This is a genomic window from Sphingobium sp. B2, from assembly GCF_007693735.1.
Taxonomy (GTDB): Bacteria; Pseudomonadota; Alphaproteobacteria; order Sphingomonadales; family Sphingomonadaceae; genus Sphingobium; species Sphingobium xenophagum.
In genome coordinates this window covers 2945583-2969325 of record NZ_VDBZ01000001.1, presented here as the reverse complement: position 1 = coordinate 2969325, position 23743 = coordinate 2945583, and the positions used below count along the sequence as shown (strand labels likewise).

The 23743-nt window shown below is 57.0% G+C and carries 23 protein-coding genes and 2 pseudogenes; 13 read left to right on the top strand and 12 right to left on the bottom strand.

Annotated elements, in window-relative coordinates; all coding sequences use genetic code 11:
• Nucleotide 1 precedes the first annotated feature (1 nt).
• From FE851_RS14540 to FE851_RS14530, 3 genes are all read left to right on the top strand, one after another.
• A complete protein-coding gene (locus FE851_RS14540) occupies nt 2-937 on the top strand; it encodes an ArdC family protein (protein ID WP_145203494.1) in 936 nt (311 codons plus the stop codon).
• A 67-nt stretch (nt 938-1004) separates the two neighbouring features.
• The gene (locus FE851_RS27310; protein ID WP_409994489.1) at nt 1005-1127 is read left to right on the top strand and encodes a hypothetical protein; all 123 of its coding nucleotides are present in this window, start codon (nt 1005-1007) and stop codon (nt 1125-1127) included.
• A 72-nt stretch (nt 1128-1199) separates the two neighbouring features.
• A complete protein-coding gene (locus tag FE851_RS14530) occupies nt 1200-2138 on the top strand; it encodes a HEPN domain-containing protein (RefSeq protein ID WP_145203487.1) in 939 nt (312 codons plus the stop codon).
• Here FE851_RS14530 and FE851_RS14525 read toward each other — a convergent pair.
• Nucleotides 2116-2511, bottom strand: a complete 396-nt coding sequence (locus FE851_RS14525) for a polyketide cyclase (protein WP_145203484.1) — start codon at nt 2509-2511, stop codon at nt 2116-2118. The two genes, FE851_RS14530 and FE851_RS14525, sit on opposite strands and share 23 nt — an antisense overlap.
• A 573-nt stretch (nt 2512-3084) precedes the next feature.
• On the opposite strand from FE851_RS14525, the gene FE851_RS14520 reads away from it, so the two are divergent.
• Genes FE851_RS14520 through FE851_RS14510 form a run of 3 tightly spaced genes read left to right on the top strand, consistent with a single transcriptional unit; the run spans nt 3085 to nt 5681 of the window.
• Complete coding sequence (locus FE851_RS14520) at nt 3085-3432, top strand: ribbon-helix-helix protein, CopG family (RefSeq protein WP_145203481.1); 348 nt, start codon at nt 3085-3087, stop codon at nt 3430-3432.
• On the top strand, nt 3429-5396 hold the full coding sequence (locus tag FE851_RS14515) for a type IV secretion system DNA-binding domain-containing protein (RefSeq protein WP_145203478.1): 1968 nt from the start codon (nt 3429-3431) through the stop codon (nt 5394-5396). Before FE851_RS14520 ends, FE851_RS14515 begins: the two co-directional genes overlap by 4 nt.
• A 36-nt stretch (nt 5397-5432) precedes the next feature.
• Complete coding sequence (locus FE851_RS14510) at nt 5433-5681, top strand: helix-turn-helix domain-containing protein (RefSeq protein ID WP_315850613.1); 249 nt, start codon at nt 5433-5435, stop codon at nt 5679-5681.
• Between the two features lie 279 nt (nt 5682-5960).
• Here FE851_RS14510 and FE851_RS27305 read toward each other — a convergent pair.
• Nucleotides 5961-6712 (bottom strand): annotated as a pseudogene (locus FE851_RS27305) (IS5 family transposase).
• Nucleotides 6713-6742: 30 nt separating this feature from the next.
• Between FE851_RS27305 and FE851_RS14500 the strand changes: the two are divergent.
• Nucleotides 6743-7816 (top strand): IS5 family transposase, encoded by a 1074-nt coding sequence (locus FE851_RS14500; RefSeq protein ID WP_107125142.1) that lies wholly within the window; start codon nt 6743-6745, stop codon nt 7814-7816.
• A gap of 306 nt (nt 7817-8122) precedes the next feature.
• On the opposite strand, the gene rfbA is transcribed toward FE851_RS14500, so the two are convergent.
• The 5 genes from rfbA to FE851_RS14470 are packed head-to-tail and all read right to left on the bottom strand — an operon-like array spanning nt 8123 to nt 12672.
• The gene (gene rfbA / locus FE851_RS14490) at nt 8123-8992 is read right to left on the bottom strand and encodes a glucose-1-phosphate thymidylyltransferase RfbA (protein ID WP_145203475.1); all 870 of its coding nucleotides are present in this window, start codon (nt 8990-8992) and stop codon (nt 8123-8125) included.
• A 22-nt stretch (nt 8993-9014) separates the two neighbouring features.
• Nucleotides 9015-9905 carry a dTDP-4-dehydrorhamnose reductase gene (rfbD, locus tag FE851_RS14485; RefSeq protein WP_145203472.1) on the bottom strand — a complete coding sequence of 297 codons (891 nt, stop codon included), beginning with the start codon at nt 9903-9905 and terminating at the stop codon, nt 9015-9017.
• Nucleotides 9902-10957 (bottom strand): dTDP-glucose 4,6-dehydratase, encoded by a 1056-nt coding sequence (gene rfbB, locus FE851_RS14480; protein ID WP_019054745.1) that lies wholly within the window; start codon nt 10955-10957, stop codon nt 9902-9904. The genes rfbD and rfbB overlap by 4 nt, the downstream gene beginning before the upstream one ends.
• A gap of 3 nt (nt 10958-10960) precedes the next feature.
• Nucleotides 10961-11527, bottom strand: a complete 567-nt coding sequence (gene rfbC / locus FE851_RS14475; RefSeq protein WP_145203469.1) for a dTDP-4-dehydrorhamnose 3,5-epimerase — start codon at nt 11525-11527, stop codon at nt 10961-10963.
• A gap of 32 nt (nt 11528-11559) precedes the next feature.
• Nucleotides 11560-12672, bottom strand: coding sequence for a polysaccharide biosynthesis/export family protein (locus FE851_RS14470; RefSeq protein WP_261370947.1), 1113 nt, complete (start codon nt 12670-12672; stop codon nt 11560-11562).
• A 207-nt stretch (nt 12673-12879) separates the two neighbouring features.
• Here FE851_RS14470 and FE851_RS14465 point away from each other — a divergent pair, with 207 nt between their 5' ends.
• The 5 genes from FE851_RS14465 to FE851_RS14445 all read left to right on the top strand — a co-directional run bounded on the left by FE851_RS14465 (nt 12880) and on the right by FE851_RS14445 (nt 18744).
• Entirely contained in the window at nt 12880-14043 is a 1164-nt protein-coding gene (locus tag FE851_RS14465) for a capsule biosynthesis protein (protein ID WP_145203466.1), read from the top strand.
• Nucleotides 14043-14840: an ABC transporter permease gene (locus FE851_RS14460; RefSeq protein ID WP_145204446.1), complete on the top strand. Its 798-nt coding sequence runs from the start codon at nt 14043-14045 to the stop codon at nt 14838-14840. Before FE851_RS14465 ends, FE851_RS14460 begins: the two co-directional genes overlap by 1 nt.
• Nucleotides 14837-15484: an ABC transporter ATP-binding protein gene (locus tag FE851_RS14455; protein ID WP_145203463.1), complete on the top strand. Its 648-nt coding sequence runs from the start codon at nt 14837-14839 to the stop codon at nt 15482-15484. Before FE851_RS14460 ends, FE851_RS14455 begins: the two co-directional genes overlap by 4 nt.
• Before the next feature lie 124 nt (nt 15485-15608).
• Nucleotides 15609-17804 carry a glycoside hydrolase family 99-like domain-containing protein gene (locus FE851_RS14450; RefSeq protein WP_145203460.1) on the top strand — a complete coding sequence of 732 codons (2196 nt, stop codon included), beginning with the start codon at nt 15609-15611 and terminating at the stop codon, nt 17802-17804.
• Nucleotides 17805-17808: 4 nt separating this feature from the next.
• Complete coding sequence (locus FE851_RS14445; protein WP_145203457.1) at nt 17809-18744, top strand: glycosyltransferase family 2 protein; 936 nt, start codon at nt 17809-17811, stop codon at nt 18742-18744.
• Between the two features lie 853 nt (nt 18745-19597).
• Here FE851_RS14445 and FE851_RS14440 read toward each other — a convergent pair.
• Nucleotides 19598-19867 (bottom strand): transposase, encoded by a 270-nt coding sequence (locus FE851_RS14440; protein ID WP_222422943.1) that lies wholly within the window; start codon nt 19865-19867, stop codon nt 19598-19600.
• A gap of 177 nt (nt 19868-20044) precedes the next feature.
• Here FE851_RS14440 and FE851_RS14435 point away from each other — a divergent pair, with 177 nt between their 5' ends.
• A complete protein-coding gene (locus tag FE851_RS14435; RefSeq protein ID WP_145203454.1) occupies nt 20045-20248 on the top strand; it encodes a hypothetical protein in 204 nt (67 codons plus the stop codon).
• Nucleotides 20249-20577: 329 nt separating this feature from the next.
• On the opposite strand, the gene FE851_RS14425 is transcribed toward FE851_RS14435, so the two are convergent.
• The 4 genes and pseudogenes from FE851_RS14425 to FE851_RS26825 form a co-directional block, all read right to left on the bottom strand.
• On the bottom strand, nt 20578-21210 hold the full coding sequence (locus FE851_RS14425; protein ID WP_145203451.1) for a transposase: 633 nt from the start codon (nt 21208-21210) through the stop codon (nt 20578-20580).
• A gap of 173 nt (nt 21211-21383) precedes the next feature.
• Nucleotides 21384-22457 (bottom strand): IS5 family transposase, encoded by a 1074-nt coding sequence (locus tag FE851_RS14420; protein WP_107125142.1) that lies wholly within the window; start codon nt 22455-22457, stop codon nt 21384-21386.
• A gap of 19 nt (nt 22458-22476) precedes the next feature.
• Nucleotides 22477-22884, bottom strand: a complete 408-nt coding sequence (locus FE851_RS14415; RefSeq protein WP_145203449.1) for a transposase — start codon at nt 22882-22884, stop codon at nt 22477-22479.
• 60 nt (nt 22885-22944) lie between these two features.
• Nucleotides 22945-23684 (bottom strand): annotated as a pseudogene (locus tag FE851_RS26825) (IS3 family transposase); the annotation flags it as partial.
• Nucleotides 23685-23743: the final 59 nt, after the last annotated feature.

Here is a 23743-nt window from a genome sequence, read left to right as displayed (position 1 = left end):
TATGGCTTATCGGGACAGCACAGATCGGGATCGGCCGCAGCGTCATGGATCGAGCCTCTATGCGGAAGTGACTGACCGCATCATCGCGCAACTGGAGGAGGGCACCCTGCCATGGGTGCGGCCATGGGATAGTGGCACGGCAGCACTGGGATTGCCGCGCAATGCCGGAACCGGGCGGCGCTATTCGGGGATCAATGTGCTGATCCTCTGGCACCGCCTGTTCGAACAGGGCTTTGGTTCGCAGCGCTGGCTGACTTACCGGCAGGCGCAGGCGCTGGGCGGCAATGTCCGCAAGGGGGAGCAGGGCACGACCGTCTGCTATGCCGACCGGTTCACGCCCAAGGATCGGAATGATGCCCCGAGCGGGCCGGATGGCGAACCACGCAAGATCGCTTTCCTCAAGCGCTTTACCGTCTTCAATCTCGACCAGTGCGAGGGGCTGGACGAGGCGGAGGCCGACCCGGCCACGACATGGAACAAGGCGCTTATCGTCCCCCGCGCACAGGCGCTGATCACGGCAACCGGCGCGGATTTTCGCGTCGGTGGAGCCGAAGCCTATTATGCCCCGCAAGACGACTATATCCGCGTGCCCCGGCCCGAACATTATTATGAGCCGATCAACTGGTATCGCACCGCGCTGCACGAACTGGGGCATTGGACGGGGCATATCTCGCGGCTGGATCGGCTTCCCGATAGCGGCTTTGGCAGTCCCGCCTATGCGCGGGAGGAGCTCGTCGCCGAGATGTCGAGCGCCTTCCTTTGCGCCGAACTCAGGATTGTCCCGACCGTGCGCCATGCCGACTATCTGGGCGCATGGCTGGCCGTGCTGCGCAAGGACAGCAGGGCGATCTTCCGCGCCGCCAGTCAGGCCAGCAAGGCCGCCGACTATCTCCTTGCCTTCGCCGGTGATGAGGGAGGCGACCATGTCCGATCCTGATCCCGCCAGGAGCGCTCGCGCGAGGGCCGCGCTGGACCGGATGCCCGCCCGAACCCGGAGGGTCTTTGTGGCTAACCGCGTGGAAGGGTTGAGCTATGCCGAGATCGCAAAGCGGGAAGGCATGTTCCTCTGGCAGGTGAAGCGCCACATGCTCCGGGCCATCCGCATCATTACCCGCGACACGCCCTGAATGACTAAACTTGCCTTGCCGGCTCGCGGGGGCTTGGCAAGGCGATGATTTGCCGCGATTCTGCGCGGCACCATGCGAAGCCTCGACGATCCGGATGTAAATTTGCCCGGCGCAAAGCGCCGGGAGCTGGAGCATGTCGTCGAGATCATTCGGGATGGGTTTGCCCGCGCCATCCGTCACCGCACCCAGCCCCGTTTTCGCAACGGCCATATCCTCAAGATCATCCTGTTCGGCAGCTATGCGCGCGGCGATTGGGTCGAGGATCCGGTCGGCCGCTATTTCTCCGACTATGACATTCTCGTGGTGGTCGACCATGAAGACCTCACCGACATTCCGGAATTCTGGTCGAAGACTGAGGACCGGCTGCTGGAGGAGCTGACCGAGGGGAAGGTGCTGCGCACTCAGGTCAGCCTCATCTATCACAGCCTTGACGATGTGAACGAGAAGCTGCGGCTCGGGCGCTACTTCTTCATGGATATCCTCAGGGACGGCATCGTCCTGCATGAGGAGGCCGGTCATCCGTTTGCCGAACCGAAACAGCTATCGTCAGCGGAGGCGCTGCGGGAGACGCGGGACTATTTCGAGGAATGGTTCGAGAGTGCGGGAGGGTTTATTCGCAACGCGGGGTACGCGGTCAAAGACGACGACCGTAAGTTAGCCGCGTTTCTCTTCCACCAAGCTACCGAGCGGTTCTATCACTGCATCTTTCTGGTGCGGACCCTCTATTCCCCCAAGACCCACAATCTGAACCGTTTGCGGGCGTTGACGGAGCAGCTGGAACCGCGGCTCCGGTCGGTCTGGCCGACCGAGAGCAAGTCCGAGAAGCGGGCCTATAATCTGTTGCGGGAGGCCTACATCAAGGCGCGCTACTCCCGCGAATATGTCATCGGCGCGGACGAGCTGGACTGGCTGGCCGAACGGGTAGCGATGTTGCAGGCGTTGGTAAGCGAGCTGTGTACTGCCCGGATTGCGGAACTGGAATCTGCGCTCAGCCCATCGCATAAGTCTTGAGCGCTCGCAGATCGCGGGTGATCCATTTGGCATCGCGGGCGAAATCCTCGTCGGTCATGCCGGGCTGACGAAACAGCGTCAGCATAACCTCCGCGCCCTCGCCATTGGCTATTACCCGCAACGGAATATGGACCTCCTTTCCGTCCCCTGTCTCCACGAAATGGTCCACCACTCCATGGTCGTTATGGGGCGTGAAACGGATCGTCACAGTGCCGTCGGGACCATCGGCAAGCCATCCGGTCCTGCCCCGGCGAAGATCGGATTCGGTGAGGCCGCACGCCCATTTTGGGAATATCTCCGGTTGCCAAATCGCCTCGTACCGGTCCCGCCAGTTGCGATCGATCGATATGCTGTAGGTGCGCGCGGGAAGCATGATGCCATCTCCTTTATCGGACGGGCGCTGTAGCGCCTCGGTCGACCTCTGTCATTGCGGCAGGCTGACCCACAGCAGCAGATGCCGATCGATTCGCCGGGTAGAACCGATGGCGATTCGATGATGCGAAAGTGCCGCCCAGCGACATTTTCGAGCGGGCGCATTCGCAAGCTCATGCGAAGCAACGACGCACGCCCGAAGGCGTAATTTGTAATGCACCGTACGCACGGGTGCTGCGAGGAATTTGCACTAATTTTCAATAGTTTAAGCCGAAATACACGTAAGTACCCGATCACTAAATCTGCCTACATGTATTCGATACCGTCCAGCAGATAGCCTGCAAACATCCGCAGAATATAGGGTTTTTGAGATGAATACATGTAATCGACATAACGAATACATGTATTTTCCGCAGCTCGAAATAGATGGGGGATCGGCGTGTGTTGCAAGAGTAACATCGAAAGATAAAATACGCGGAGACGCTCCGTTTTTGCGATCTCCGTCTATACATGCCGGTCCACCTGATGATATATCGATCCATGGCGGGCAGACCTTCCATCTAAGGATCGTCAAATGCCCATTATTACCATACGCCTCGATGAGGAATTGCACCGTCGCGTCAAAATTCGCGCAGCCGGTGCCCACCTGTCCATCTCCGAATTCCTTCGACCTGCGATCGAGGATCTTGCGTTTCCCGGTGGCCGATATGCGTATACCGGGCAGGATGAAATTCTCGGTGTCGCGATCCAGACCTATGCCCTGCTGGCCGAAATGGCGGCCGAGCAATCTCCCGCCATTCTGGAACGGGCCGTTGCTGCTTCGCGGTCCATGCTTCGCGACAGGGGACTGATCGATCCCCTTTCCGAGACGCTTTCGGGAATGCGCCCGGCCCTCGTCGATAGTGAAGCGGGGGCACAATGAGCATCTTCCGCAACGACACTCTGGGGTCCTGGACCCGAGGTGGCCAGGCCACCGTTCACAATGTCCGCATGACCACGCAGGTCTTCAAACAGACCGTGCTTACCGGTCTGGTGCTGTGGATCATCCTGACGGTGTGGTTCACCTATGAAACGCTCCACGCCTCCACGCGGGCGGTGCTGGGCAAGATGCTGGAGGCATGGATCCAGCTCTATGTGGTGGGCAGTCCGTCCAGCCCCATATTGTTCACCGCGCCTGGCGGTCCGCGCTACTGGACCAGGGCCGATGCGTTGCTTGCCTCCGGGATCGCCAACACCACCATCGATGAACTCACATATGGTCTGAAACTGGTTGGCGGTTGCACGGCGGTCTTCGTCCTCGCGATGCTATTCCTGGCCTGGTATTATTTCACCGTCTCGGGGCGAGGGCTCGGCTCCAACCAGTTCCTGCGCGGGGCGAGCTTCGCGACCGTCAGGCAGTTGCGGCGGCGCCTGAGGAAATTACCCAAGGGAAGTCTGAAGGTGGGCGGTATCCAGATTCCCGCTGCCTATGAACCTGAGCATATCCTGCTAAGCGGCGCCCCCGGAACAGGCAAGACCAACGTCCTTCATGTCATGCTTGAAGGCATCCGGAAGGATGGCAGGCGGGCGATCGTCTACGACACCGCCGGCAGTTTCGTCGAGCGCTTCTATCGACCGAACAAGGATATCATCCTCAACCCATTCGACATCCGATCGGCGCAATGGTCCCCCTGGCTCGATACCCCGCAAGACTATCATTATGACCAGATCGCGGAATCGGTTGTCCCCGATAGCGGCAAGGATCCTTTTTGGGCAAAATCGGCGCGGGGGACCTTGGTCGCGGTCATGCGTACCCTTGTTCATCAGGATCGGTTGCGCATTTCTGCTCTGCTCGACATCATCACACGGTCGGGCCTCAAGATCCTTGCCCAGTTCGTTGAGAACACCGATGGCGCGGCCTTCGTCTCTCCCGAGGGAGAGCGCACATCGGCGGGCATCCAGGCCGAACTGGCCTCCGTCCTCCGCGGGTTCCGCTACCTGGACGACACCGTCGCGGGTCTCTCGATCCGGGATTGGGTGACCAACGAGGATGATGATGGGTGGCTCTTCATCACGGTGAAGGCCGACCAGCTTCCGACCCTCCGCCCGCTCATCACCATGTGGCTGGATATCGCCATCAACGCGATCATGAGCATGGCGCCGGACCAGCAGCGACGGCTTTATTGCGTCATCGACGAACTGCCCTCCTTGCAGCGCCTGCCGTCCCTGTCCGACTTTCTCGCGCGGGCGCGAAAATATGGCGGCTGCGGCATCTTGGGGTTCCAGTCCTATCCGCAGCTTGAAGCAACCTATGGTCGGCAGGAGGCGGCGGCGCTGACCGGCTATTGTTCGACCTGGATCGCGCTGCGGGCCAACGACACTCCCACCGCCCGCCACATATCGGACAATCTGGGACAGGTAGAGCAGGTCGAAGCAAATGAGGGCATGTCCTATGGCGTCAACGACATGCGCGACGGGGTGAACCTTTCGCGGGTGCAGGTGACGCGGCCGCTGGTGCTGCCGACCGAGATCGTGAACCTGCCCAACCTGACCGGCTATCTGCGCTTCGGGCGTGACCTGCCGGTGATCCGGTTCACCGACCGCTATCACCCGGGCAAGGTCAGGGAACCGGCCTATATCGATCGCACAGAACCACCCATCAGGCTTGATCCGGCCCCCTATCCCGCGATCGATGATCGGCCCGCCAAGAAGCCGAAGGGGTTCAAGCGATCCGTAAAGCTTGCCGAAGCGACGGCAGTGGAGGTCGCAGGGGTCGCATCAGAAGAGTCCGAGGCGCCATTACCCTCCGCCCGCAAGGGCCTGATCGGACCGCGTAGCGGTGCGGGCGGATCGATCCGTCAGCAGAGCCGACCCAACGGCCCGTTCCGGCCTGCCAACCCCGCGTGACTTTCGCCATTTTCCCTCTTTGAAAGGAATTCGTTCATGCCACGCATTACGCGCAACAGGCCCATGCCATCGGAAAGCGAACCGGCGCAATCGGACCCGCAAAGCTGCATCCCAGCCCCCCTGAGTGTGCGCATCCCGGTGGCCGTAAAGATGACCGGTATCGGTCGGTCCAAGCTTTACGAACTCATTCAGGAAGGCGCCATCGACATCGTGAAGATCGGGTCGTCGACGCTCATTCCGGTAGCCAGTCTTGAAAAGCTGCTTGAGCGAAATCGGCGATGTTGAGTCTCAACCAGGATCGGCGAGGCTTGGGACGCCGATCTGGGGACAAACCTGCCGTTCCAGAGCGATAGTTCGAATAGCGGCTATCGTAAGGCGCGGACATTCACTGGTTGCCTGACCGGCGTCGCAGATCGAAAGAAAATGGACCGTTGGCTGTCTGACCGCTTCGACCTAAAGCCCCTTAAGGCAGACTTTAGCTCGACCCGGCAATTCACTAGTCGATCAGAAGGGGGCTTTAGGAAGGGCCTCACTTTCCGAAACGCTTTTAGGCGTTGTGGGGATTCACCGTGAGTTGATGACTGCGGCAGCGAGATAGATTATCGCCCCGGAGCTCTGATCGGTTTCCATGCGCGCATTGCGATGCGATTGAACTCTTTGAGTTTGCAGGAGACGTTTTCGCCGAGATGTCGCCATTTGTACATCTCTTCGTCGAGGGTGAGCGAGCTGAGGCCTTTTCGCCGTTGCGAGATGAGGACCTTGGCCCCGCGCTGGTCGAGTTCCTCGACGATCCAGTTGGCGTCAAAGGCCTTGTCTCCGAGCAGGGCATCGAAGTCGATGCCATCTAATAGCGGTGCGACGCCAATGGTGTCGTAGCGTTTCTCGGCAGCAGGACGAAGCGCACAGGATTGCCGGAGGCATCGGTCAGCACCAGAATCTTGGTCGTAATGCCGCCTTTTGAGCGGTCAATGGCCTGGCTCTGAGTCTCCCTTTTGCGCCTTGGGCGTGCCAGTGAACCTTAACGATGGTGGCATCGACCATGGCGTATTCCATGTCCGGTTGCTCTGACTAGGCATCGAAAATCCGATTGAAAACATCGGCTTCGCGTCAATCCCTGAACCGGCGATAGGCCGTACTCCAGTTACCGAACATCGCAGGTAGATCGCGTCACGGACTGCCGGTCCGGACAATACACAGCACTGCCTCCATGAACAGCCGGCTGTCCCTCCGCTACGTCCGGGGTCCGTCGGCTTGCCCAGGCAATGCAGCTGGACACCCGCAAAAACTCTGGCGGATTTGGTGCATTGATGATTCATTGAGCGGGTAGCCATTGGAGGCGATCTGTGATGGATCCGAAGTCCCTTTTCAGTCTGAACGACCACCTTGAGATGCTGAGCCGTCACGGTGATCCGCTTGAGATGCTGGAACGGACGGTAGATTTTGAGTATTTTCGGGACTGGCTGGTCGAGGGGCTGGGTTATGGCGATGGGGGCAAGGGTGGCCGTCCGCCGTTTGATCCTGTCGCCATGTTCAAGATCCTGATTTTGCAGGCCCAGCACAATCTGTCGGATGCGCGGATGGAGTATATGATCCGCGACCGGCTGAGTTGGATGCGGTTTCTGGGTTTTGCACTCGGCGATCGCACCCCCGACGAAAGCACCATCCGACATTTTCGCAACCGGATGACGGAAACCGGAACGCTCAAACGGGTGATGAAGGCCTTCGACTGGCAACTGCACAAGAAGGGCTACATCCCCATGTCCGGCCAGATCATTGATGCCAGCCTGGTGCCCGCGCCCAAGCAGCGCAATACCGATGATGAGCGGCAGGCCATCAAGGATGGCAAATCGGCACAGGATATCTGGCCCGACGACCCGGCCAAGGCGGCACAGAAGGACACAGATGCGCGCTGGACACTCAAGATCGGCGGGAAGGTCCGCTACAAGGATGGTAAGCCGCTACCGATGATCGCCTTGCCGGTATTCGGCTATAAAAGCCATATCAGCATAGATCGCCGCTATGGGTTCATTCGTGCCGGTGAGGTCACTTCGGCGGCCCATGCCGATGGGCGCATGTTGCGCCATGTGATCGCGGAAAATAGCAGCAGCGAGGTCTGGGCCGACACAGCATACCGCTCCAAGGCCAACGAAACATGGCTGGCTGATCGCATGCTGACCAGTCGCATCCACCGTCGCAAGCCAAAGGGAAAGCCGATGCCCAAGGCCACCGCTCGCGCCAATGCGGCAAAGTCTGCGATCCGGGCCAGGGTCGAGCATGTGTTTGCGCATCAGAAAAACCGGTTCGGGCTGTTCATCCGTACCATCGGCATCAAGCGCGCTGAGGCGAAACTCACTTTGGCCAATCTCGCCTACAACTTCGACCGCCTGATCTTCCACGAACGACGTGCCGTCACAGCATGAGTCTGCCCTGAAACCCGTAGACGCCCGTAAAATGGCCCATCCGATGACCAAAAGGGCCAAGTAAAGCACGCTGCACCTTGGTCATTGCGCCATCAGCGCAACCCTCCCTTCATTTAGCCGGTTTTTGCGGGTGTCCAGCTGCGCTTTCGAACCAGACTTCGCCAATCTGGCGACCGACACCCGCAGCCGCGAAGATCGGCGGGAGGTCGGTTCGGCCTATGGTTTTTTCGACATAATGGGGAAAGAGCTTCTGCATTAGCATATCGTCACTATTGATCGCTATGGGGCAGGGGGCAAGTCGTCAGGTCAGCTTTCCGTCAGGACGCCGCGCAGATAGCGGCCATAGTCGGACTTGCCGAGCTTGCCGATCGCCTGTTCAAGGCCGTTGGCGTCGATGAAGCCCTGGCGGTAGGCGATTTCCTCGGGCGCGGCGATCTTGAAGCCCTGACGCTTCTCGAGGACGCGGACGAACTCGGCCGCATCAAGCAGGCTGTCGGGCGTGCCGGTGTCGAGCCAGGCATAGCCGCGGCCCATGATTTCGACATGCAGGTCGCCGCGTTCGAGATAGACGCGGTTGACGTCGGTGATCTCCAGCTCGCCGCGCGCCGAAGGCTTCATGTTGGCGGCGATATCGACGACTTGCTCGTCATAGAAATAAAGGCCCGTGACCGCCCAGTTGGATTTGGGGCTTTCCGGCTTTTCCTCGATGGTTTCGGCCTTCATGTTCGCGTCAAAGCTCACCACGCCATAGCGTTCGGGATCGTTGACATGATAGGCGAAGACGCTGGCGCCTTCCTTGCGCGACGAAGCGCTGGCGAGGATTTCGGGCAGGCCGTGGCCATGATAGATATTGTCGCCCAAAATCAGCGCCGACTGCTGGCCTGCGACGAAATCGGCGCCGATGATATAGGCCTGGGCCAGACCGTCAGGGCTGGGCTGTACGGCATATTCCAGGGTCATGCCCCAGGCCGACCCGTCGCCCAGCAGCGACTGGAAGGCGGGCAGGTCGCGCGGTGTCGAGATGATCAGCACTTCGCGGATACCCGCCAGCATCAGCGTGCTGAGCGGATAATAGATCATCGGCTTGTCATAGACCGGCATGAGTTGCTTCGACGTCGACAGCGTCATGGGATAGAGGCGCGTGCCGCTGCCTCCTGCAAGAATGATACCCTTCATAGCTCTAAATTCCCCAGATAATTCAGTTGGTCGCCGGTTGCAGCCGGTCCATCACTTCGTCGAGCGAGACGCGCCAGTCGGGTAGCGTCACGCCATGCACTTTCGCGATCCGGGCGCAGTCGAGCCGCGAATTGGCGGGCCGGGTGGCGGGCGTCGGATAGTCGGCCGTGCCGATATGCCGCACCGATGCCGACGGACCACCGCGTGCCGCCGATGCCGCGAAGATCGCTTCGGCAAAATCGGCCCAGCTGCCTTCACCCTGCGCCGTCATGTGAAAGACGCCGCGTTGCTCGGGATAGCTATCGGCTACCATATTGGTAGCCACCTGAATGATGCCATCCGCGATCGCCAGCGCACTGGTCGGATTGCCGACCTGATCGCCCACGCCGCCGAGATCATCGCGGTCACCCGCAAGCCGCAGCATCGTCTTGACGAAATTGCCGCCGAACGGGCTGTAGACCCAGGCGACACGCAGCACCGCGCTGTTTTCCGGGTAGGCCGAAAGCACCGCCTGCTCGCCCGCCAGCTTCGACGCGCCATAGACGCCGGTGGGACCAGTGGGGTCGCTTTCGACATAGGGGCGGTCCAGCGTCCCGTCGAACACATAGTCGGTCGAGATATGGATGAGCGGAACACCCAGCGCCTTGGCCGCCTGCGCCACCGCGCCCGCGCCCGCGCCGTTGACGGCGTGGGCCAGATCGCTCTCGCTCTCCGCCTTGTCGACCGCGGTATAGGCGGCGGCCGAGACGATCGCGTCGGGCTTCGCCGCTTCCAGTGCACGGGCGATCGAGGCGGGATCGGCGAGGTCGAGGTCGGGGCGGCCGATGGCAATCACCTCATGCCCCTGCGCCGCGCCGCGTTCAATCAGGCTGGTGACGACCTGGCCTGCCGTCCCGGTGACGGCGATCCTCACGCCTTCGCTTTCTCAAGACCCAGGCGCTGGCCGTCATAGGCGTCGCGCAGCGGGCGCCACCACCATTCATTGTCGAGATACCAGCGCACCGTCTTTTCGATGCCGCTGTCGAAATTCTCCTGCGCGCGCCAGCCCAATTCATTCTCCAGCTTGGTCGCGTCAATCGCGTAGCGAGCGTCATGGCCGGGGCGATCGGTCACATATTCAATGAGATCGACACGGGGCTTATCCGTGGGGCGCAGTTCGTCGAGCACCGCGCAGATGCGCTTGACCACATCGATATTCTTGCGCTCGTTGCGGCCGCCGACATTATAGGTTTCGCCCGGCTCGCCCTTTTCGACGATGATGTCGAGCGCGCGGGCATGATCGTCGACATAGAGCCAGTCGCGGATATTCTCGCCCTTGCCATAGACCGGCAGCTTGCGCCCTTCGAGCGCGTTGAGGATGGTGAGCGGAATGAGCTTTTCGGGAAAGTGGTACGGCCCGTAATTGTTCGAGCAGTTCGACACCACGATCGGCATCCCATAGGTGCGGTGCCACGCCTTGGCGAGATGATCGGACGCAGCCTTCGACGCCGAATAGGGCGAGGAGGGATCGTAGGGCGTCGTTTCCTCGAACAGCCCTTCGTCGCCCAGCGAGCCATAGACTTCGTCGGTCGACACATGGAGGAAGCGGAAGGCGTCTTTCGCGGCGCCTTCGAGGCCGTTCCAGTAGGCGCGGGCGGCTTCCAGCAGGGTGAAGCTGCCTACGACATTGGTCTGGATGAAATCGGCCGCACCGGTGATCGAACGATCGACATGGCTTTCGGCGGCGAGATGCATGATGCGGTCGGGCTGGAACCCGGTGATCGCTGCGTCCATTGCCGCGCGATCGCAGATATTGGCATGCAGGAACTGGTGGCTGTTCTTGCCTTCCACTTCCTTGAGCGACGCTTCGCATCCCGCATAGGTCAGCGCGTCGATGGTGAGGACGTCATAGCCCTTTTGCAGCACCAGATAACGGACGAGGGCAGAGCCGATAAAGCCGGCGCCGCCGGTGACGATGACACGCATGGATTAGTTGCTCCAGCTGAAATAGGCAGGAAGGTCGGCGAGCAGGGGCTGCTTGCGGTCCTTCGCGGACAAGGTTTCGGCGTCGGCGATGTCGGGCCAGACGATGCCGACCGCCGGGTCGTCCCAGGCGAGGCCCTTGTCGCATTCGACGCTGTAATAGCCGCCCGTCACCTTGTAGCAGATGACGGTATCCGGCTTGAGCGAGCAGAAGCCGTGGGCGAAGCCCGGCGGCACCCAGAGCTGCTTGCCATTGTCAGGGGTGAGCGTTTCGCCGACCCATTGGCCATAGGTGGGCGATCCGGCGCGAATATCGACGGCGACGTCGAACAAAGCGCCTGCGGTGCAGCGGACAAGCTTGCCCTGAGCATGAGGGTCGCTCTGGAAATGCAGGCCGCGAATGGTGCCGACCTTCGCGCTGCGGGATTCATTGTCCTGCACGAAGCTGTAATTGCCGATATGCTTAGCGAACAGATCGGCGCGAAAGGTTTCCGCGAAATAGCCGCGCTCGTCACCGATATGGCGGGGGATCAAAAGCGTGACGCCCGCAATGTCGAAGGTCTGAACTTCCATATATTCTCCCGAAAAGCGCGACCTAGCGTCGATCAGTTATTACTGTTCTGGATCACCGACACCGCGCTTGTGACAGTCAGGATCGGCGAAAAGAGCTGGCTAATGAGTTGAACTAGCTTGCTGGGCTGATTGGCCGCCGCGTTGCCGAAATAGAGGACATCTTTGTCCTGCATTACGAATTTCTGCGCCAGGAAATAGGAGCCGGTCTGCATCATGTTGAGATGATACACCTGGGGGGTTTCTTGGCCCTTGGCATTCTTTACGTAGCGAAACAAGAAGATGGCCGCAGGATCTCCCAGATTGGGATTGGTACCGCCAGCTGTGGCAACCGCTTCGGCAAGCGAGACCGAAGACCGCCTGAATGGGACCTGTTCGACCCGCCCCGACGCGCCCAGGATCGAATAGGTCCGCGGATCATCTACCAGCATGAGCCGGTCACCAGGATGAATTCGTATGTCGAGCGCTGGATCTTCAATAATATCGTTTATTCTAACGTCGGCACTCGAAGCGCCGCGCATGATGCGCGCCATCAAGTCCTTGGAACTGCCTCGATAGCCGCCCGCTAAGGCGATGACGTCGGAAAGGCTTTCCTTGTTCGTCTGAAGTACCAGCCGTCCCGGCCTTGACACTTCACCGCCGATGATGATCGAATTGGTGATGGTCTGGCTTAAAGTTACGATGACTTGGGGATTTTGCGACAAACGCGTTAGGGATTTTCTGATAACTGTTTCGACCCCGCTGGTAGTCAAACCGGCAACATGCAGGGATCCGACATAAGGGATGGTTATGTCGCCCATATCATCCACACGGGTAGGCGGAAGCTTCTGGACCTGAACACCGGGCGTGCTCATTTGGCTTGCTTGTGAAGCAATGCCGCTGCTGGCAAACAAAGTGACACCAGCTTCGTAAATGCTAATGTCGAGAATGTCGCTAGGACCTACCATATCGGTAGGGGTGTCTGCATGCCTAGACAGTAGGTCTGTAGGGGATACATTTGTCGAAGGGGTCGGCAAATCCGTCATGGCATGGATTTGCACCAGCTGAATCGATGCCGATCCGTCCTTCGGTGCAGCAGCAGACTGCTCTATTTGCTTGCCGGTAGGGCCGCTTGACGGCAGAGTCGCGCATCCCGCAAGCCCAGCCATGAACGCCAAACATATACTATTTTTAAGTTGCATCAAACTATGGTCTCGAAAGGCTGAGGCGATTGGCACCCCGCCTTAGCACCAGGACGAAAGATTGGACAATAGTCCTCTCGCACTTGCCACATAAAGAATATGTGAGCCTTGCGCCTTGCGCCGGGTTCGCCTACCCCAAGACCGCTCAGTTTCGTTAAGGTGCTGCATATATTTATGAACGTCAATACTTCGTTCCCCGTTGAAGCCGAAGCACCGGCCTCTCGATCCGCCGTTGTTCAGTGGCTAGGAAAACGGCGCTGGTTCCTGCTGATGGTAGCATTGCCCACGTTCCTGGCGGCAATATATTACGGGTTCATCGCCTCTGATATATATGTGTCGGAATCTCGCTTCGTTATCAAAAGCCCTGATCAGAAGCGCTCCCAGGTGTCGACGCTGGCCAACTTAGTGCAGACCACAGGTCTGTCTGGAGGGCAGGAGCAGGCCAATGAAGTTTTGACCTATGTCCGGTCCCGTGATGCCTTAAAGGCTTTGCAAAGCGATGTCGCTGTGCGTGACAAATTCGCAAATGCGCAAGCCGATATCCTGTCACGCTTCCCTCAGCCATTTTCCGACAACAGCTTTGAAAGCCTCTTCAAATATTATGGCAAGATGGTCGATGCGCGTATGGACATGGAAACCAACACAGCAATCATTAAGGTCAAAGCATTTAGCTCTCAAGACGCCTACATCATAAATCGGGAGTTGCTCAATCTTAGCGAAAAGCTCGTCAACAGATTAAACGGGCGCGCGCAGGGTAAGGCTATTTTGGAAGCGCAGAAGCAAACCGAACTGGCAACGCAGCGCGTTCGCAACGCCCGGGTAGCGCTGTCGAATTATCGGAACACCCAGGCACTGATCGATCCCACCAAACAAGCCGTCGGCGTATTGGAAATTTCCAATACCTTGATCGCTGAACGCGCTGTTCTACAAGCGCAGTTGGATTTGATGCAGCGCCTGACCCCAGGCAATCCTTCCATTCCCGCGCTGCGTAGCCGCGTAAGCGCCGTTTCAGCGCAAATTGCTTCGCAAGATAGCCGGGTTGTGGGGACCGGCAACGGAATTGCTTCCAAAATGGGCGGGTATGAAAACCTTCTAGTGGAGCAGGAATTCGCGACACAGAACCTGAACGTAGCCAATACGGCTTTGGTTCAAGCGCGCGCCGATGCGCAGCGTCAACAATTCTATCTCGAGCGCGTCGTGGATCCGAACACGCCTGACACACCCTTGCTGCCAAAGCGCGCCATCAACATATTGGTGGTGTTCGCCGCCGCGCTATGTCTCTATTTCATTGCCTGGATGTTCACGGTTGGCATTCTCGAACATGCTCCGGAAGAATGATGATCTCAAATAGCTTTAGCAGACTGCGGAAAAGCTGGGGTTTGCAAACCCGGGTGATTCATGCGCTGATGATACGAGAACTCATCACCCGTTTCGGGCGCGAGAATATCGGCTTTCTATGGATCATGGCGGAGCCGCTCCTGTTTGCGGGGCTCGTGGGTCTGGTCTGGCATTTCGCCAAAGGTCCCACCGATCACGGGATGAATATCATCGCTTTCGTTGCGACCGGCTACATTCCCATCACTTTGTTTCGTCACTGTCTTGGTCGTAGCGTGGCGGCCTTCACTGCTAATCAAAGCCTTCTTTATCATAGGCAGATCAAGGTCGTTGATTTCATTCTGGCCAGATTCATTATCGAATTTCTGGGCGGTATGATGGCCTATCTTTTCATGGCGGTGGTGCTGATAGCCTTCGATCAATTCCCAATCCCATCAGATATCGGCCTGTTGATCGCGGGTTGGTTGCTCTACACAATGTTTTGCTTTGCCCTTTGTCTGCTCATGGCGCCCTTATCAGAAATGTCGGAAGCGATGGAAAAATTCATTCCGGTAGCGACGTATGTCATGATCCCGTTTTCGGGCTTGTTTTTTATGGTGTCCTGGCTCACGCCAAGTGCTCGGGAATTTATGCTGTTCTCGCCATTTGTGAACGGTATGGAGATGATGCGTAAGGGCATATGGGGCGAACAGGTGACAGCCTATTATGACGTCTGGAACCCCATCATCTGTTCAGTGCTTTGCGGCATGGTCGGGCTTATTCTTTGCCGCCGTGTGCGCAGAAAGCTGAACGTCGAATGATTGTTTGCCGGGATATCTGGAAGTCCTATTCCCATGGCGGCCGAAAAAAGCAGGTGCTGAATGGGATTGACCTCGTTATCCGTCAAGGTGATCGCGTCGGCTTGCTGGGTCGTAACGGAGCGGGTAAGAGCACATTGATCAAGTTGATCGGTGGCGTGGAAATGCCGACCGCGGGGAAAATTACCCGATCGATGACGGTTTCATGGCCGCTGGGCTTCGCTGGTGGTTTTCAGGGTAGCCTGACCGGATATGACAATGCCCGTTTCATAGCGCGTATATATGGGCGCAGCTACGCGGATATACGCAAATTCGTAGAGGATTTCACCGAATTGGGCAGGCAGTTAAACATGCCTGTGAAGACCTATTCGTCCGGCATGCGTGCGCGTCTGGCGTTTGCGTTATCTCTTGCTATTGAGTTTGATTGCTATCTCATAGATGAAATCATTCTAGTCGGTGATCAAAGTTTCCAGCGGAAATGCCAAGCGGAAATGTTCGAAAAACGGCAGGATCGGGCCATGTTGGTGGCATCGCATAGTCCAGAGTTTATCAAAAGCTTTTGTAATAAAGCTGTCATCATTCACGATGGACAAGCAATTTTGTTTGATGACGTTCATGATGCGGTAGCGAGGTATGACTCTCTGTAGCGTTTGGAATGTAGATGTTATGGTCTCGGCGAATTCCTACTGCTGTCGGGTAAGTTTAATTACTTACTGCGGTCATCATTTATATTATATTTAATGAATTTTATAGCATAGACTAGGAGGCAGAATGAAACCCGAAGTTGGCCCGTCGAGCGAGGGCAGTTCGAACGAGGGCAGTCTTGAAAAAATTGGTGATAATTCTGCGTCAAGTTTACAAGGGTGGGTCGACGTAATCGAAGGTTTCTCGATCAGTGGATGGGTGCTTGATCTTGATAATCCACTCCGTGCTGTAGAACTGGAGCTAACCCTATTTGGTGAGGTGATTTCACAAATAACGCCGACCCAAGAGCGGCCCGATGTGGATCAGATGCTGGGATTTCCGACTCGATCCGGGTATCGGCTATCCTTGGAAGACGCATCTTCGGATAACGCCGCCGGATTATTGACTCACATCAAAGAGTTGTCCCCAAAGCAACTGCTGTTCGCTGACGTTGTGAAAGTGCGAGTAAAGGGAACCGATTTTACGCTTCCGCTCGTCGCCAAACTGAAATCTACCGAACTTGATGTAGAAAGTCTCGGTCATGCCTATGACCGCATCGTCGGCGAAGCCGTCCGCAATAATTACATCACATTGCGGGACGAACTGTTGAATTACGGTAAAATTCCAACGTCGTCGGTAGATGATGTCCGTGTAGTTGCTTATTATCTCCCTCAGTTTCACCCATTTGCGGAAAATAACGAATGGTGGGGCGAAGGGTTTACAGAATGGACAAATGTCGTAACGGCTAAACCGTTGTTTGAAGGTCACTACCAACCCCATTATCCGGCAGATCTGGGATATTATGATCTAAGGCTGGAAAGCGTTCAGGAACAACAGATCGACTTGGCAAAAAGCTATGGTTTGACAGGTTTCTGTTATTATTATTATTGGTTTTCCGGCAAGACGTTGATGACTTTGCCGATCGACCGACATCTGGAACGCAACTATGACATGGATTTCTGTCTCTGCTGGGCGAATGAAAACTGGTCACGCCGCTGGGATGGCTCGGAAAATGATGTCCTAATCGGGCAGAGCCACAAGCAGGAGGATGACGTCAATTTCATCAAGTCCTGCCTTAAATATTTCAAGTCCGATCGTTACATTAAAATCAACGGAGCGCCGCTACTTCAGATCTATCGCGTTTCGCTGCTGAGTGATCCCGCCGAAACGATTAAACGATGGCGCGAGATCGTAAAGGCGGAAGGCTTCCCAGACCTCCATGTGTCGATGGTGGAAAGCTTCGGCCTCGATCAGCCTTACCATTATGGCTGCGACAGCAGCAGTCAGTTCCCGCCGCACGGTCTGATTGGCGGCAACCATGTCGCCGAGGTCGAGAATATCAATCCGGAATTTACCGGGAACGTCTATAGTTATGACGAGATCGTAAGAGCAGAAATTGCTCGGCCGGCAGCGACGCATCGCCGGTTCCGTTGCGCCATGCCTAGTTGGGACAATACCAGTCGAAAGGGAGTCAACGCAAACGTGTTCCACGGATCATCGCCACGTGTTTTTGAAACTTGGCTGGCGCACATCATTGACCATAGTCGGCGCCACCTAGCGGAAGGTGAGCGTATCATCTTCATCAACGCTTGGAATGAATGGGCTGAAGGTGCCCATCTCGAGCCGGACCGTAAAAGCGGCCATGCCAACTTGCAGGCCGTGCGCAACGCATTATCATCTCCAAGCCGGGCGATGGCTCAGATCGCGACCGCCCCTGACCTCGACGCCAATGCTAAAGCATATGCCGAACGGCTGATCAGCGCCAATAAACTGCTCAATAAAGGCCTTCGAGAGGCATATGGACGCTATGGATGGCAGATCAATTGGACGTCGCATTTTGTTCGATGCGACCCCACTTGGCTGAAAGTACAGCGGCCCAAGATGGAAAATCGCGCATTTGTCGATAGAATCAATGGACGGTCGCCAAACGGCGTTTCGTTATTGGTCGTCGGGCGTCATCAGGGCTTGGTCGTTCAAGGCTGGGTCAACATGCCGCATATGCGGTTGTGGCAATCTGTACCATTCTTTCTCAGCCTTCGTCCCGAACAAGAAGTCGGTGGAGTTGAAATGCGTCTGATTGCCACTATCCATGATCGCAACATTCGTGATGACTTGACTCCGGAAGTGTCCGGTCATTCGAATTATTGGTGCGGCTTCAACATAACCAGCGATATCACCGAAGTGCCTCCAGGCCGCTATGCTTTGGAATTGCTAGTTGCCGACACTAACTCGTTGGATACCGCTGTAGCCGCCAAGACCGATATCACTCTCATGATCGGATGAGAAGATGAACAATGATCCGCTTGTTAGCGTCATAGTACCAAGCTATTGTCATGCCCCATTTATACTGGAGTGCTTGCAGTCGATTTATGATCAGAGCTATAGGAATATAGAACTGATCGTTATTGATGATTTATCAAACGACAATACGATGAATATCGTGTCGTCAATTTTAAAAACCGGATTTTCAAAGCGGTTTAACAACGTTATTTTAAGGCAAAATACGCAAAACAAAGGTGCGCATGCGTCAATCAATCACGGCATAACCCTATCAAGCGGGATGTATATAGCCGTAATAAATTCTGACGATTTATATGCCGCCACGCGCATTGAGCGCTTGATGTCGGCGATGACCGATGCGGGATCTGAAATTGCTTTCTCGCTCGTGAACGTGTTTTCCAATGAGGAAGAAGATGCCGATAGCGGTGGTGATGAATATCCCCATAATTTTCTTCTTTTCCCGTTACGGCAGAGGATGGAGATAGCAAGAGACCCCACAGTATCTTTTTCTCTACTACGATCGAACGTTGCTACGTCAACTGGAAACCTTCTGTTTTCTCGTGCTCTATACGACAAAGTCGGGCCATTTCTGCCTCTCAAATATTGTCATGATTGGGATTTCATTTTACAATCCTGTTTCTATACGGAACCTGAAGTGGTTTTGGAGCCGCTTTATCATTATCGCTTACATGGAAGTAATTCCTTTGCGTCATTAGCACATGTAGCAGGTCTGGAGTCCGAGGTGGTGTTCCGCCGCTTCATGCGACGCGGAATCAGAGGGGAATCTGCCAATCGACTGTTCCCCAGTGCAAAAAATTGGCCAGGTTACTTCGAGTTGTTCCTGCAACAGATTGATAAAACGCGGTTTTTTGAGCGGGAAGCGGGTATGGGCGAGTCTAGCTGGCGCACTTACGAGAAAACCCGTCTCAGCCAGTTTATTTGAAAAATGCTCAAGACCGGCCTGCGACATGATGCCGGCCAGTCTTGAGCATCTAACCGATTCTATGTTAGAGACCTGTGCGCGGGTGGACATAGAGCTGGACACCCGCAAAAACTCCTGTCTCTTATACACATCTAGATGTGTATAAGAGACAGGACCAAAAGGGCCAAGTAAAGCACGCGGCACCTTGGTCATTGCGCCAGCAGCGCAACCCTCCCTTCATTTAGAGATGTGTATAAGAGACAGGACCAAAAGGGCCAAGTAAAGCACGCGGCACCTTGGTCATTGCGCCAGCAGCGCAACCCTCCCTTCATTTAGAGATGTGTATAAGAGACAGGACCAAAAGGGCCAAGTAAAGCACGCGGCACCTTGGTCATTGCGCCAGCAGCGCAACCCTCCCTTCATTTAGAGATGTGTATAAGAGACAGGACCAAAAGGGCCAAGTAAAGCACGCGGCACCTTGGTCATTGCGCCAGCAGCGCAACCCTCCCTTCATTTAGAGATGTGTATAAGAGACAGGACCAAAAGGGCCAAGTAAAGCACGCGGCACCTTGGTCATTGCGCCAGCAGCGCAACCCTCCCTTCATTTAGAGATGTGTATAAGAGACAGGACCAAAAGGGCCAAGTAAAGCACGCGGCACCTTGGTCATTGCGCCAGCAGCGCAACCCTCCCTTCATTTAGAGATGTGTATAAGAGACAGGACCAAAAGGGCCAAGTAAAGCACGCGGCACCTTGGTCATTGCGCCAGCAGCGCAACCCTCCCTTCATTTAGAGATGTGTATAAGAGACAGGACCAAAAGGGCCAAGTAAAGCACGCGGCACCTTGGTCATTGCGCCAGCAGCGCAACCCTCCCTTCATTTAGAGATGTGTATAAGAGACAGCATATACTCCATCCGCGCATCCGACAGATTGAGCTGGGCCTGCAAAATCAGGCTCTTGAGCATGGCGACAGGATCAAACGGCGGACGGCCACCCTTGCCCCCATCGCCATAACCCAGCCCCTCGACCAGCCAGTCCCGAACATACTCAAAATCTACCGTCCGTTCCAGCATCTCAAGCGGATCACCGTGACGGCGCAGCATCTCAAGGTGGTCGTTCAGACGGAAAAGGGACTTCGGATCCATCAGAGATCGCCTCCAATGGCTACCCGCTCAATGAATCATCAATGCACCAAATCCGCCAGAGTTTTTGCGGGTGTCCAGCTATGAAATCGCGCAGATATTCAATGGGAGGTCTCGAAGAACCTCTGGTCTGCAGCGCGCTGGCGTGATTCACTGAGCGACGATCGGAGGCGGTGATCGATGGCGCGGCAAGCAGGTTTCTGGGACTACGAGGAACATCTGGCGTGGTTGACCATGGGCGGCGATCCGCTGGTGACATTGGCCGATGTGGTTGATTTTGACCCGTTCCCCTACCGTCTGTCTACGGGTCCCGAAGATTCCGCAAAAGTGGGCTCTCCCGCAATTTTGGTGCAGGCGTCGGGAACGAACCATGGATCTGGTTGATTCATCGAGGCTCCATAGAGGGAGCCAGTATTGCCGTGCCCAAGCGTATTATGCCGCTTATTCCACGCCAGCTGATCGTGGAGGAGGTCTTTATCGAAACCGAGCGCATCGTGATCAATTGGATGCCTCGAAGAACCGGGTGATTTTGGCGTGATTGGGCTTTGGCGTTGATGGCAGGCGTGGCGGTGTCGTCTGGGATCGTGATTTCCGGTTGATTTTGGAAGGACTGCGGCCTCTTCAGCGCGGTATTCGACATCATGCGGGCGCACTTCTCCCTTCGTGCCATACGAGGCGTTTGAAGTTGTAGGCCAGGTTTGCCATGCCGATCTTCATCCTGGCGCGCTCGATGCCGATCGTGCGCACAAACGGGCCATCTGTGATTTCTGCGTGGCGAAGACATGCTCGACCGCCGAGCGCACTTTCGAGCGGGCGGCATTAGCGCGCTGGCGGCGCTGGTCCATCGGCTTGCCCTTGGCCTTGCGGAAATGGATCATCGATCTGAGCCTGGCGCGGCGGATCGCGGTCTCGTTCTTCGCCGAACGGTACGCCGGGTCGGCCCAGACCGATCGGGCGATGCTTTCGGTGTCAAGCACATCCTCGAACGCGCCGCTGTCATGCCGTGCCGCATGGGTCACCACCCACTTGCGGATAAACCCGAAAGTGCGGTCGATCCCGGCGTTGTTCTTGTAGCCGAACATCGGCACCATGATCTGCGCCGGAACCGCCGCGCGCGCCTCGCCGGTTTCGCTGCGCTTGAGGCTGCCGCGCTTCATCGTCCAGCGCGCGTCGATGTCTTTCTGGCTCGCCTTGGCCGATTCGTCCGGCCAAATCTCTTCCGCCGCCTTGCCTTCCTTGATCAGGACCTTCTCCTCGTCGGTCAGGTGCTGGCGCAGTGCGGCTATCACCGTCGCATCGATTATCTGACCGCCCTGCGCCAGATAGCCGCTGGCCTTCAGTCGCACATCGAACAGCGCGAACAGCCTCTCGATCGCCCGAGCTGGACACCCGCAAAAACCGGCTAAATGAAGGGAGGGTTGCGCTGATGGCGCAATGACCAAGGTGCAGCGTGCTTTACTTGGCCCTTTTGGTCATCGGATGGGCCATTTTACGGGCGTCTACGGGTTTCAGGGCAGACTCATGCTGTGACGGCACGTCGTTCGTGGAAGATCAGGCGGTCGAAGTTGTAGGCGAGATTGGCCAAAGTGAGTTTCGCCTCAGCGCGCTTGATGCCGATGGTACGGATGAACAGCCCGAACCGGTTTTTCTGATGCGCAAACACATGCTCGACCCTGGCCCGGATCGCAGACTTTGCCGCATTGGCGCGAGCGGTGGCCTTGGGCATCGGCTTTCCCTTTGGCTTGCGACGGTGGATGCGACTGGTCAGCATGCGATCAGCCAGCCATGTTTCGTTGGCCTTGGAGCGGTATGCTGTGTCGGCCCAGACCTCGCTGCTGCTATTTTCCGCGATCACATGGCGCAACATGCGCCCATCGGCATGGGCCGCCGAAGTGACCTCACCGGCACGAATGAACCCATAGCGGCGATCTATGCTGATATGGCTTTTATAGCCGAATACCGGCAAGGCGATCATCGGTAGCGGCTTACCATCCTTGTAGCGGACCTTCCCGCCGATCTTGAGTGTCCAGCGCGCATCTGTGTCCTTCTGTGCCGCCTTGGCCGGGTCGTCGGGCCAGATATCCTGTGCCGATTTGCCATCCTTGATGGCCTGCCGCTCATCATCGGTATTGCGCTGCTTGGGCGCGGGCACCAGGCTGGCATCAATGATCTGGCCGGACATGGGGATGTAGCCCTTCTTGTGCAGTTGCCAGTCGAAGGCCTTCATCACCCGTTTGAGCGTTCCGGTTTCCGTCATCCGGTTGCGAAAATGTCGGATGGTGCTTTCGTCGGGGGTGCGATCGCCGAGTGCAAAACCCAGAAACCGCATCCAACTCAGCCGGTCGCGGATCATATACTCCATCCGCGCATCCGACAGATTGTGCTGGGCCTGCAAAATCAGGATCTTGAACATGGCGACAGGATCAAACGGCGGACGGCCACCCTTGCCCCCATCGCCATAACCCAGCCCCTCGACCAGCCAGTCCCGAAAATACTCAAAATCTACCGTCCGTTCCAGCATCTCAAGCGGATCACCGTGACGGCTCAGCATCTCAAGGTGGTCGTTCAGACTGAAAAGGGACTTCGGATCCATCACAGATCGCCTCCAATGGCTACCCGCTCAATGAATCATCAATGCACCAAATCCGCCAGAGTTTTTGCGGGTGTCCAGCTTGCACCAGGTGCTCGCGGACCAGCCAGATCGTCTTGGCATCAGGGCTCGGTGCATTGGGCGTCAGGCCCAAAAACCGCAGGAACGACAGCCGGTCCCGGATCTGGAACTCTCCCTGATCGTCGGACAGATTATACAGCGCCTGAAGGACCAGCACCTTGAACATCATAACGGGATCATAGGGCGGTCTGCCGCCCTTCGCCCCATCCGAGCGCTTCAGCGCCTTCTCCAGCCGGTAGCGGAACGGCTCGAAATCGACCACCCCAGTCAGCGTTACCAGGGGATCCCCGCCCTTCGTCAGCCGTGCGAGATGTTCCTCGTAGTCCCAGAACCCTGCTTGCCGCGCCATCACCGCCTCCGCTCTTTGCCAAGCTCAGAGAATCACGCCAACGCGCTACAGACCAGTGGTTTTTCGCGGCGTCCAATCGACGATGGTCACGAGATAGACGAACCTCTTCGCCATAGGGATGTAGCTGATGTCGGTCGCCTAGACCTGCTTAGGGCGCACGATCGGCAGCTTGCGCGGCAAATCCGGGTAAATCTTTGTCCCGGTGCCGGCTTCGACGTGTTCGGGCGGCGGTAGATCGCCTCTATCGCCATCTTCTTCATCAGCGTGGCGACATGCTGGCGACCGATCGCAATGCCCCCCTGCCGGAGAAGATCGCGCAGCATCCGGCTGCCGGCGAATGGGAACTCCATATGCAGCTCGTTGATCGGCCGCATGATGGCCAGATCAGTAGCCGACACCGGCTTGGGCAGGTAATAAATGCTGCGGCGGCTGATCCCCAGCTCCCGGGCCTGCCGTTCTAACGGCAAAGCGTGCGAACGGTCGATCATCGCTTTGCGCTCGGCAACAGTCCCGCCTGCCCGAGCGCCCCGGACAAAAAATCGTTCACCAGCGTCAGTTCGCCAATCTTGGCGTGGAGCGTCTTCACGTCAATCGTCGGCTCTGTCTCCTCGCTCCGCGTCTCACCGCCAAATACACCGGCAGCCCCTTCCAGAAGCTGACCACGCCACTGCGTGATCTGATTAGGGTGAACGTCCAACTGCTATGCCAGTTCAGACAGCGTCTTTTCGCCCTTAACGGCGGCCAATGCCACTTTTGCCTTTGAGTGCCGGGCCATGATTCCGGCGAAGTTGTTTGCTCATCTCTACTCCTGTCACGCGGCCATCCTGGCCGCCGTCAGGCAAAAAAATCCACTTATCCG

What these genes read in the sequence shown, in the direction of transcription:
- FE851_RS14455 (WP_145203463.1), top strand. Translation starts at nt 14,837, where the DNA reads ATGATTGTTTGCCGGGATATCTGGAAGTCCTATTCCCATGGCGGCCGA.
- FE851_RS14435 (WP_145203454.1), top strand. Translation starts at nt 20,045, where the DNA reads ATGGCGCGGCAAGCAGGTTTCTGGGACTACGAGGAACATCTGGCGTGG.
- FE851_RS14525 (WP_145203484.1), bottom strand. Translation starts at nt 2,511, where the DNA reads ATGCTTCCCGCGCGCACCTACAGCATATCGATCGATCGCAACTGGCGG.
- FE851_RS14415 (WP_145203449.1), bottom strand. Translation starts at nt 22,884, where the DNA reads ATGGCGCGGCAAGCAGGGTTCTGGGACTACGAGGAACATCTCGCACGG.
- FE851_RS14440 (WP_222422943.1), bottom strand. Translation starts at nt 19,867, where the DNA reads ATGGATCCGAAGTCCCTTTTCCGTCTGAACGACCACCTTGAGATGCTG.
- FE851_RS14500 (WP_107125142.1), top strand. Translation starts at nt 6,743, where the DNA reads ATGGATCCGAAGTCCCTTTTCAGTCTGAACGACCACCTTGAGATGCTG.
- FE851_RS14470 (WP_261370947.1), bottom strand. Translation starts at nt 12,672, where the DNA reads ATGGCTGGGCTTGCGGGATGCGCGACTCTGCCGTCAAGCGGCCCTACC.
- FE851_RS14515 (WP_145203478.1), top strand. Translation starts at nt 3,429, where the DNA reads ATGAGCATCTTCCGCAACGACACTCTGGGGTCCTGGACCCGAGGTGGC.
- FE851_RS14530 (WP_145203487.1), top strand. Translation starts at nt 1,200, where the DNA reads ATGCGAAGCCTCGACGATCCGGATGTAAATTTGCCCGGCGCAAAGCGC.
- FE851_RS14460 (WP_145204446.1), top strand. Translation starts at nt 14,043, where the DNA reads ATGATCTCAAATAGCTTTAGCAGACTGCGGAAAAGCTGGGGTTTGCAA.
- FE851_RS14450 (WP_145203460.1), top strand. Translation starts at nt 15,609, where the DNA reads ATGAAACCCGAAGTTGGCCCGTCGAGCGAGGGCAGTTCGAACGAGGGC.
- rfbC (WP_145203469.1), bottom strand. Translation starts at nt 11,527, where the DNA reads ATGGAAGTTCAGACCTTCGACATTGCGGGCGTCACGCTTTTGATCCCC.
- FE851_RS14420 (WP_107125142.1), bottom strand. Translation starts at nt 22,457, where the DNA reads ATGGATCCGAAGTCCCTTTTCAGTCTGAACGACCACCTTGAGATGCTG.
- FE851_RS14520 (WP_145203481.1), top strand. Translation starts at nt 3,085, where the DNA reads ATGCCCATTATTACCATACGCCTCGATGAGGAATTGCACCGTCGCGTC.
- rfbB (WP_019054745.1), bottom strand. Translation starts at nt 10,957, where the DNA reads ATGCGTGTCATCGTCACCGGCGGCGCCGGCTTTATCGGCTCTGCCCTC.
- FE851_RS14510 (WP_315850613.1), top strand. Translation starts at nt 5,433, where the DNA reads ATGCCACGCATTACGCGCAACAGGCCCATGCCATCGGAAAGCGAACCG.
- FE851_RS14465 (WP_145203466.1), top strand. Translation starts at nt 12,880, where the DNA reads ATGAACGTCAATACTTCGTTCCCCGTTGAAGCCGAAGCACCGGCCTCT.
- FE851_RS14540 (WP_145203494.1), top strand. Translation starts at nt 2, where the DNA reads ATGGCTTATCGGGACAGCACAGATCGGGATCGGCCGCAGCGTCATGGA.
- rfbA (WP_145203475.1), bottom strand. Translation starts at nt 8,992, where the DNA reads ATGAAGGGTATCATTCTTGCAGGAGGCAGCGGCACGCGCCTCTATCCC.
- FE851_RS14445 (WP_145203457.1), top strand. Translation starts at nt 17,809, where the DNA reads ATGAACAATGATCCGCTTGTTAGCGTCATAGTACCAAGCTATTGTCAT.